This window comes from Burkholderiales bacterium (genome assembly GCA_013695435.1).
Lineage (GTDB): Bacteria > Pseudomonadota > Gammaproteobacteria > Burkholderiales > JACMKV01 > JACMKV01.
The window spans coordinates 24,328-33,564 of record JACDAM010000011.1 but is presented as its reverse complement, the minus strand read 5'-3'; the positions used below and the strand labels follow the sequence as shown (position 1 = coordinate 33,564).

Here is a 9,237-nt window from a genome sequence, read left to right as displayed (position 1 = left end):
GCCCGCGCTGAACCACAGCACCACGCTCATCGCGATCAGCGCGATCGTCACTTTCATCGCATACATTCGCCAACCGGGCTGCGGCCGATAAATATTGTGCTTGCGCAGCTTGTGATAGAGCAAACCGGCATTGGTGCAGGCGCCGAGGCCGATCGCGAGCGCCAGCCCGGCGTGCTGCAGCCGCCAGATGAAAATCAGATTGAACATCTGGGTTACCACCAGCGTGACGAGCGCGATCTTGACCGGCGTCTTGATATTTTGCCGCGCATAAAAACCGGGAGCGAGGATCTTGACCATGATCATGCCGGTCAGGCCGAGGCTGTAGGCGAGCAAAGCCTGGCGCGTCATCGCAACATCCTCGATGCTGAACGCACCATAGTGGTACAGGGTGGCAATCAGCGGCGCCGACAGTAGCGCCAGGGCCAGAGCTGCCGGCAAGGTCAGCACCATCGCGAGGCGCAAGCCCCAATCGAGCAGTTCGGAATATTGGGTGCTGTCGCGGTCGGCATAATGCCTGGCGAGACTTGGCAGCAGCACGGTTCCGAGCGCCACCCCGAGCAGCGCCGACGGAAACTCCATCAGGCGCTCGGCATAATAAAGCCACGATACGCTGCCATGCGGCAGAAACGATGCGAGCAGCGTATTGATGAGCAAACTGATTTGGGCGATGGAAACGCCGAATACGGCGGGCGCCATCAGTTTGAGCACGCGCCAGACGCCGGCATCCTTCATATCGAATTTGAAGCGCGGCAGCAATCCAAGCTTGCGCAGAAACGGAATCTGAAACACGAGCTGCAGTATGCCGCCGAAAAAAACGCCCCACGCCAGCGCCTTGATCGGCGGATCGAAATACGGCGCGCCAAACAAGGCGAAGCTGATGAAAGAAACGTTCAGCAGCACCGGCGTAAACGCGGGCACCTTGAACTGGCTGTACATGTTCAGAATGCCGGCCGCCAGAGACACCAGCGAAATAAAAAAGATATACGGAAAAACGATACGCAGAAGCTGAACCGTCAGGTCGAATTTGTCCGGCTCGGCGACAAAACCGTAAGCGCTGGCGTAAACGATAAACGGCGCGCCGGCCACGCCGAGCGCGGTGACGACGAACAGGATCAGCGCGAGCAGGGTCGCAACGCGATCGACCAGCGCGTGCGTGGCAGCGAAGCCCAGGCGATTTCTGTATTCGGCCAGGATCGGCGTGAACGCCTGCGTGAATGCGCCTTCCGCGAACAACCGGCGCAGCAGGTTCGGAATTCGGAACGCAACGAAAAACGCGTCGGTGTAAAAGCCGGCGCCGAAAGAGCGCGCGATCACGACATCGCGTATATAACCGACGATGCGCGAAATCAAGGTCATGCTGCTGACGCTAGCTGTCGCCCGTAGCAAATTCATGCGGAGTGTTTTCGTTTAGTTGGAAGCGGCCGCTTTCGCGTTTATCGCAAAAGCGCGACGGCAGCGCGGTCGATAATCGGCGCCGCTCTAATTGCTCTGCAGACCCCAGCGGCGGCGTATGCGCTTTTCGATCACGCCGAACAGAAAGCGGTCGAGCAGGAAGCCGAACAGGATCGTCAGCACCATGACGCCGATCACCTGCGAAGCATCGTTGAGTTCGCGGCCCATGTACAGCAGGTAGCCGAGGCCGACGCTGGATGGTAGGTCACGAGGAATTAAAACGACGGCGGTATTGTATGGGATTCGGGCCGTAGATTGGCAAATCGTATGCTGCGCCGTTCAGCATGACGACACGTTCGTGAGCAGCGTGAAAAAATGGGGCGGAATGCCGACATAAGGTGTCAAGGCGGGTGTCATGTGCTATGCGTCTTCGTCCGCGGACAACTTGCAAGGCGGGGCTAATAAACGTACCATTGCCGCCTTTTCCGTAACACCTTCCGCAAGCACGCAGGAGTTCCTATGGCCAATAGCGCACAAGCGAAAAAACGCGCAATCCAGTCCGAAAAAAGGCGCCGCCACAACACGAGCCTGCGCTCCAAGTTGCGCACCGCGATCAAGCGCGTCAAAAAAGCAATCGATGCCGGCGACAAAACGGCCGCCGAAGCGGTATTCCGCACCTCGATTTCGACCCTGGATTCGATTGCGGATAAGCGCATCATTCACAAGAACAAGGCGGCACGGCACAAAAGCCGGCTGTCGGCTTCGATCAAGGCGCTGGCCTAGGATTTCCCCAGCCGGCTTCTTTGTAAACCTTCCGTATCTTCTTTCCGTCTCTGCCGCTCGCGGCCCTCGCAGCAATTAGTCACGCCCCCCGCGGAAGTTAGGGAACCTCTGATTAAGTCCCGCGCGGTCGCGACGGGACTTTGCGGGATGCACGGGCAGATGGGCGGAGCCCAGGCTGCGCCTGTCTTCGCGTGCGAAGCGAATGGTCATCCCATTCACGAGCGGCGCGACAAAGCAGACCGCCCGCAAAGCGCCCTCCCGAAGGGTTTCGACAGGCAAAGCCCCGCTGAGCTGTCTTTGCGTGTCGAAGCGCGATCCGCGAAGGACTTAGTCAGAGGTTTCTTAATGCGTAAGCCCGTAAGCCGCATCCTCGTCATCAACGACGAGAAGCTGGTCCTGAAAGAATTGATCAAGGGTTTGAACGCGGCCGCCAAAAGCCTCGACAACCCGCTCGGCATCGTTTTTATCGGCGTCGCCACGGCGCGCGAAGCTTTGCGCGCGATCGAGGAAGACGGCGACATCCAGGCGGTAGTCGTCGACGATCGGCTGTATTCGCTGAAAAGCGAATCGAACGGCGGCAATGGCTCGCGCTCGCTGCAAATGTCGGCCTTGAAGCTGGTGCAGAAGATTACGCGGTTTCGGCCCGAGATCGATGTCTACATCCTGATCGCGCAGGAAAAAGAAGATGAGGTCGTCGATTCGCTGTTCTCGGAAGCGGTCGATGGTTACTTCTATCGCGAAGAGCGCGATTACCGCGGCTGGTACCGCATCCTCAACGCGCAGATTCAGGAAAAAGCCCGCACGCCGTTTTACGATCAACTGAAAAACTACGTGCTGATGGCGAAAGACGCCTGGCACACACCCGGCCATTCCTCCGGCGAAAGCTTGCGCGGCAGCCCATGGATAAACGATTTTTACGAATTCATGGGTGAACATATTTTCGACGCCGACCTGTCGGTTTCGGTGCCGACGCTCGATTCGCTGATGGAACCTACGGGCGTGATCGCCGAAGCGCAAAATGTCGCCGCCAAGGCGTTCGGCGCGCGCCGAACGTTTTTTGCTACCAATGGCACGTCGACCGCCAACAAAGTCATTTTCCAGACGCTGCTGGCGCCGGGGGAAAAGCTGCTGCTCGATCGCAACTGCCATAAATCCGTGCACCACGGCGTCGTGCTGTCGGGCGCCTATCCGGTCTATCTCGATTCGTCGGTCAATCGCAAATACGGCGTTTACGGCCCGGTGCCGAAGAAAACCATCTTCGATGCGATCGCGCAGCACGGCGACGCACAGGCGCTGATTTTGACTTCGTGCACGTACGACGGCTTGCGCTATGACCTTGCGCCGATCATCGAAGCAGCCCATGCCAAAGGCATAAAAGTCATCATCGACGAGGCGTGGTATGGCTTCGCGCGCTTTCATCCGGCATTCCGGCCAACCGCGCTGGAAGCCGGCGCCGATTACGCGACGCAAAGCACGCACAAAGTCATGTCCGCGTTTTCGCAGGCGTCGATGATCCACGTCAACGACCCGGATTTCAACGAGCACATCTTCCGCGAAAACTTCAATATGCACACGTCGACCAGCCCGCAATACAGCATGATCGCGAGCCTCGATGTCGCGCGCAAACAGGTGATGATGGAAGGCTACAAGCTGTTGAACCGCACGCTCGAGTTGGCGAAGGAACTGCGCACGCAAATCAATTCGAGCAACGTGTTTCGCGTGCTCGAACTGCCCGACCTGCTGCCTGAGGAAGTCGCCAACGACAAGGTGCTGCTCGATCCGACCAAAGTCACGGTCGACATATCGCGTTGCGGCTATACCGTCGAGGAATTGCAGCACGAGCTGTTCGAGCGCTACAACATTCAGGTCGAGAAATCGACGTTCAATACGCTGACTTTACTGCTGACCATCGGCACGACGCGCAGCAAGGTGTCGCGGCTTTACGATGCGATCATGCGCATCGCACGCGAAGGCCGGGCGACGCGGCGGCTCTATCAAACGCCCGATGTGCCGCATTTTACCGACCTGATCTGCCTGCCGCGCGACGCGTTCTATTGCGGCGGCGCTCTCGTTCCGCTGCTCGATGAACGCGATGCGGTCAATCACGCGCTCGCGACGCGCGTATGCGCCGATCAGATCGTGCCCTACCCGCCGGGCATACCGGTGCTGGTCCCCGGGCAAATGATCACGGCCGACGTGATCGAGTATCTGGTCGCGCTGCTGCGATCGCAGAAAAGAGTCGAGCTGCACGGCATCGCCTACGACGGCTATATGCCGTGTTTGCGCGTGCTTACGGAAGCCGAAGAAAGCAGCGTAACAAAGCTTATTTCGCAATGACTTGAGGTCGACTAACGCGGGTTTTCATGCGGCCTGCGCTTGCCAGCGGCGGATGATTCGGATAAAACTACGCGCTCGATTCGCCTTATTGAAGCGGGATACGCTCCCATTGGTTGATTAGAGGTTCCTTCGTTGCGCGGCGGCTCCAGGGAAACACCGGGCCGCCGCGCGCGTTTCAGCCGCCGCGCGCCAAACCCCGTTTCGCGAAATCTGACGCTCGGGATAGCTATGTCGCATCTGATGAACACCTATGCCAGATTGCCGGTTGCCTTCGTACGCGGCGAAGGCGTCTTCCTGTTCGATGCGCAGGGCAAGCGCTATCTCGATGCGATTGCCGGCATTGCGGTCAACGGCCTGGGGCACGCGCATCCGCGGTTCACGGCGGCGATTGCCGGGCAGGCGGCGCGTCTGATTCATACTTCCAACATGTACCGGATCGAGGAACAGGAAAACCTCGCCGCGGAATTGTGCCGGCTGTCGGGCATGGACAAGGTTTTCTTCTGCAACTCCGGCGCCGAAGCCAACGAAGCCGCGATCAAGCTGGCGCGGCTGTACGGCCATCAGCGCGGCGTCGATACGCCGACCATCATCGTCATGGAGAAAAGCTTCCACGGCCGCACCATGGCGACCTTGACGGCGACCGGCAGCCGCAAGGTGCAGGCTGGATTCGAACCGCTGCTCGGCGGCTTCGTGCGCGTTCCGTACAACGATGTCGCGTCGGTCGCGCAGGTCGCAGCAAACAACAAGAACATCGTCGCCGTGCTGGTCGAGCCTATCCAGGGCGAAGGAGGCGTGCGCGTGCCGCAGCCTCTGCCCGAATATCTCGCCGGTTTGCGCGAACTGTGCGACAGGCACAACTGGCTATTGATGCTGGATGAGGTGCAATGCGGAATCGCGCGTACCGGCGTCTGGTTTGCCTATCAGCACACTGCTATCAAGCCCGACGTGATGACTTTGGCGAAAGGATTGGGCTCGGGAATCCCGATCGGCGCCTGCCTCGCCGCCGCCGCGGCAGCGGACGTGTTCAAGCCCGGCAACCACGGCTCGACGTTCGGCGGCAGTCCGTTTGCCTGTACCGCCGCGCACACGACATTGCAGATCATCGCCGACGATGGCCTGCTCCACCACGCCAGGGCGATCGGCGAAATGATACGCGATGGCCTCGCCGCGCAACTGGCAAAGGTGGCCGGCGTCAACCAGGTACGCGGGCTCGGATTGATGATAGGCATCGAGCTCGCTCGCCCCTGCGGGGAACTGGTTCGCGTCGCGCTGGATCAGGGTTTGCTGATCAACGTGACGGCCGATTCGGTGATTCGTCTATTGCCGCCGCTCGTCATGTCGCGCGCCGAGGCGCAGCTGTTGATCGAACGTTTGTCGCATCTGGTCAAGACGTTTTTGAACGAGGCTGCCAAGCCATCCGCCGCGGCGGCCGCATAGTCTCGCAGGGCGTGATGCAACCCAGGCATTTCCTGCAGTTCAAGGATTTCTCGCTGGCCGATTTCGAACACCTGTTTGAGCGGGCACGCTGGATACGCTCGGAATTCAAGGAGTATCGTCCCTACTGGCCGTTCCAGGATCGCACGCTGGCGATGATTTTCGAAAAGCAGTCGACGCGCACGCGTTTGTCGTTCGAGGCCGGCATGCATCAGCTCGGCGGTTCGGCAATCTATCTCTCCACGCGTGAAACGCAGCTCGGCCGCGGCGAGCCGGTCGAGGACGCCGCGCGCGTGATTTCGCGCATGGTCGATCTGGTCATGATCCGCACCTACGAGCAGGACATCATCGAGCGCTTCGCCGCAAACTCGCGCGTGCCGGTGATAAACGGTCTGACAGACGAGTATCACCCATGCCAGATCCTCGCCGATATCTTCACCTACATCGAACATCGCGGCTCGATCCAGGGCAGGACGGTGGCATGGATCGGCGATTCCAATAACGTCTGCAACAGTTGGCTGCAAGCGGCAAAAATTTTCGACTTCAATTTCCACGTATCGACGCCGCCCGGCTACGAAGTCGAGCCCGAGCGCGGCGAAAGCTACGCCAGCATGCATCTGGAATGCTTCGCCGATCCGCTTGACGCGGCGCGCGGCGCGGATCTGGTCACAACCGATGTCTGGACCAGTATGGGTTTCGAGGCTGAAACCGAAGATCGCAAACGCGAATTCGCCGATTTTCAGGTCGACGCCGAAATGATGAGCCTGGCCGGTCCCGACGCGCTGTTCATGCACTGCCTGCCGGCGCATCGCGGTGAAGAAGTTGCCGCCGAAGTCATCGACGGCCCGCAAAGCGTGGTCTGGGATGAAGCCGAGAACCGGCTGCATACGCAGAAGGCGTTGATGGAGTATCTGCTGCTGGGAAGAGTCGCGAAGTAAGCCGCTGCGTCCGGAGCAAGACCCGCCGATTAGAATCGATACCTGGCATCTCACTACAGCCGACCAGCATGATCCAACCAACATGAATGAAATCAGGAAAGCGGTCCTCGCCTACTCTGGCGGACTCGATACTTCAGTCATTCTGAAATGGCTGCAGGATACCTACGCCTGTGAAGTCGTCACTTTTACCGCCGATATCGGCCAGGGCGAAGAGCTCGAGCCGGCGCGCGCCAAGGCAAAGCAGTTCGGTATCAAGGAAATTTTCATCGACGACTTGCGCGAGGAATTCGTGCGCGACTTCGTGTTTCCGATGTTCCGCGCGAACGCGGTTTACGAAGGCGAATATCTACTCGGCACCAGCATCGCGCGGCCGCTGATCGCGAAACGGCAAATCGAAATCGCGCGCCAGACCGGCGCCGATGCGGTGTCCCACGGCGCGACCGGCAAGGGCAACGATCAGGTGCGTTTCGAACTCGGCTATTACGCGCTGCAACCCGACATCCGCGTGATCGCGCCGTGGCGCGAATGGGACCTGACCTCGCGGGAGAAGCTGCTCGCCTACGCAAAGAGCCACGGCATTCCGGTCGAGATGAAGCAGAAAAGCGGCAGCCCGTACAGCATGGATGCGAATCTGCTGCACATTTCCTATGAGGGACGCGCGCTCGAAGACCCGTCCTGCGAACCGGATGATTCGATGTGGCGCTGGACCGCGTCGCCCGAAAAAGCGCCCGATCAGGCCGAATACCTGGAAATCGATTACGAACGCGGCGATATCGTCGCGTTGAACGGCAAGCGTTTGAGCCCGGCCGATGTTCTGACCGAGCTGAATAGCCTCGGCGGCAAGCACGGCATCGGCCGCCTCGATCTGGTCGAGAATCGCTATGTCGGCATGAAATCGCGCGGCTGCTACGAAACGCCCGGCGGCACGATCATGCTGAAGGCGCACCGCGCCATCGAATCGATCACGCTCGATCGCGAGGTCGCGCATCTGAAAGACGAGCTGATGCCGCGCTATGCCGAGCTTATTTACAACGGCTACTGGTGGAGCCCCGAGCGTAGAATGCTGCAACAGATGATCGATGCCTCGCAAACCAGCGTGAACGGCTCGGTGCGCCTCAAGCTTTACAAGGGCAACGTCATGATCGTTGGCCGCAGCTCGGCCAGCGATTCGCTGTTCGATGCCGCAGTCGTGACTTTCGAGGACGACCAAGGGGCATACAACCAGCAGGACGCCGCCGGGTTCATCAAACTGAATGCATTGCGCATGCGCATCGCAGCCAGGCTGCGCAGCAAGAAGCACGTTTCATGAGCGCTCGAAGCAGGGCGGTTCCGCGCAATTCGGCTACGCTGCATCCGGCTTTCCCTGGCTGCACGGTTCACAAAGATTTTCGCGGTGCGCTTCCGCCCCGTGCAACCAAACAGGCAAAGAGTTCAAAATGCCACAATTCGATAATGTCAGCGTCATCACAACGGCCAACGTTTACTTTGATGGCAAATGCGTCAGCCATACCGTTCTGTTCGAAAACGGCGCGCGTAAAACCGTAGGCGTCATTTTCCCAAGCATATTGACCTTCAAAACCGGTGAAAAAGAAACCGTAGAGCTGCAGGCAGGGGAATGCAAAGTCAAGCTCGCCGGCGCCGCCGAATGGCAAAGATTTCGCGAAGGCGAGCGCTTCAGCGTTCCCGCCAACAGCTCGTTCGAGATAGAAACGATCGAAACGATCGATTATGTCTGCCACTTCGGCTGACAGAATGGCCATACCCCAACCATGACCACGCTTGCCGTCGTCAAAAAAAACGGCGTTGCCGCCATCGCCGCCGATACCCTGACCAAGTGGGGCCCGGCGAAGGAATCGGCCGATTACGTCATCAATCACGAAAAGATATTGCGCATCGGCGACAGTTTCATCGCGATCACCGGTTCGGCGACGTTCAAGATGATTACCGCCGAATACTTCGATGACATGGGCACCGTGCGGCTCGATACGATCGGCAATATCTTCAAGGTCTGGCACGCTCTGCACAGCGCGCTAAAGGACAAGTATTTTCTGAATCCCGAAGAAGACAAGGAAGACGAGCTCGAGTCGTCGCGCATGGACGTGTTGATCGCGAATCCACATGGCATTTTTGGCGTCGCCGCGCACCGCACGGTGCAGGAATACTCGAAGTTTTATGCGCTGGGTAGCGGCGGCGACTACGCGCTCGGCGCGCTCTATTCGAGTTACGGCGATCCAGCGAAATCCGCCGAGGATCTGGCGCGCCACGCCATCGTCACCGCCGCCGAATTCGACGACGGCACAGCGCTGCCCGTGCTGTCGCATTCGATCAAACTGATCGGCAAATAGCGGGAACC

General features: G+C 59.2%; 8 protein-coding genes and 1 pseudogene. 7 read left to right on the top strand and 2 right to left on the bottom strand.

Translation table 11 applies throughout. The features are described 5' to 3' along the window. Both murJ and H0V78_00545 read right to left on the bottom strand, forming a co-directional pair. Positions 1-1,392 (bottom strand): murein biosynthesis integral membrane protein MurJ (gene murJ / locus H0V78_00550; GenBank protein ID MBA2350316.1); only part of this gene is annotated, 1,392 nt, incomplete at its 3' end. Positions 1,393-1,479: 87 nt separating this feature from the next. After that, a pseudogene (locus tag H0V78_00545) lies at positions 1,480-1,650 on the bottom strand (ABC transporter permease). Positions 1,651-1,911: 261 nt separating this feature from the next. Here H0V78_00545 and rpsT point away from each other — a divergent pair. The 7 genes from rpsT to H0V78_00510 all read left to right on the top strand — a co-directional run bounded on the left by rpsT (position 1,912) and on the right by H0V78_00510 (position 9,229). Then, the gene (gene rpsT, locus H0V78_00540; protein ID MBA2350315.1) at positions 1,912-2,175 is read left to right on the top strand and encodes a 30S ribosomal protein S20; all 264 of its coding nucleotides are present in this window, start codon (positions 1,912-1,914) and stop codon (positions 2,173-2,175) included. A 345-nt stretch (positions 2,176-2,520) separates the two neighbouring features. After that, complete coding sequence (locus H0V78_00535) at positions 2,521-4,512, top strand: ornithine decarboxylase (GenBank protein ID MBA2350314.1); 1,992 nt, start codon at positions 2,521-2,523, stop codon at positions 4,510-4,512. 228 nt (positions 4,513-4,740) lie between these two features. Continuing rightward, a complete protein-coding gene (locus H0V78_00530; protein MBA2350313.1) occupies positions 4,741-5,949 on the top strand; it encodes an aspartate aminotransferase family protein in 1,209 nt (402 codons plus the stop codon). A gap of 14 nt (positions 5,950-5,963) precedes the next feature. Beyond that, positions 5,964-6,884 (top strand): ornithine carbamoyltransferase, encoded by a 921-nt coding sequence (gene argF, locus H0V78_00525; protein ID MBA2350312.1) that lies wholly within the window; start codon positions 5,964-5,966, stop codon positions 6,882-6,884. An 82-nt stretch (positions 6,885-6,966) separates the two neighbouring features. Then, on the top strand, positions 6,967-8,193 hold the full coding sequence (locus tag H0V78_00520) for an argininosuccinate synthase (protein MBA2350311.1): 1,227 nt from the start codon (positions 6,967-6,969) through the stop codon (positions 8,191-8,193). 127 nt (positions 8,194-8,320) lie between these two features. Then, positions 8,321-8,632 (top strand): pyrimidine/purine nucleoside phosphorylase, encoded by a 312-nt coding sequence (locus H0V78_00515; GenBank protein ID MBA2350310.1) that lies wholly within the window; start codon positions 8,321-8,323, stop codon positions 8,630-8,632. 21 nt (positions 8,633-8,653) lie between these two features. Then, on the top strand, positions 8,654-9,229 hold the full coding sequence (locus tag H0V78_00510) for a hypothetical protein (protein ID MBA2350309.1): 576 nt from the start codon (positions 8,654-8,656) through the stop codon (positions 9,227-9,229). The last annotated feature ends 8 nt before the right edge of the window (positions 9,230-9,237 follow it).

Excerpts from the sequence above, each read along its gene's own strand:
- rpsT (MBA2350315.1), top strand. The coding sequence starts at position 1,912 with ATGGCCAATAGCGCACAAGCGAAAAAACGCGCAATCCAGTCCGAAAAA.
- H0V78_00535 (MBA2350314.1), top strand. The coding sequence starts at position 2,521 with ATGCGTAAGCCCGTAAGCCGCATCCTCGTCATCAACGACGAGAAGCTG.
- H0V78_00530 (MBA2350313.1), top strand. The coding sequence starts at position 4,741 with ATGTCGCATCTGATGAACACCTATGCCAGATTGCCGGTTGCCTTCGTA.
- argF (MBA2350312.1), top strand. The coding sequence starts at position 5,964 with ATGCAACCCAGGCATTTCCTGCAGTTCAAGGATTTCTCGCTGGCCGAT.
- H0V78_00520 (MBA2350311.1), top strand. The coding sequence starts at position 6,967 with ATGAATGAAATCAGGAAAGCGGTCCTCGCCTACTCTGGCGGACTCGAT.
- H0V78_00515 (MBA2350310.1), top strand. The coding sequence starts at position 8,321 with ATGCCACAATTCGATAATGTCAGCGTCATCACAACGGCCAACGTTTAC.
- H0V78_00510 (MBA2350309.1), top strand. The coding sequence starts at position 8,654 with ATGACCACGCTTGCCGTCGTCAAAAAAAACGGCGTTGCCGCCATCGCC.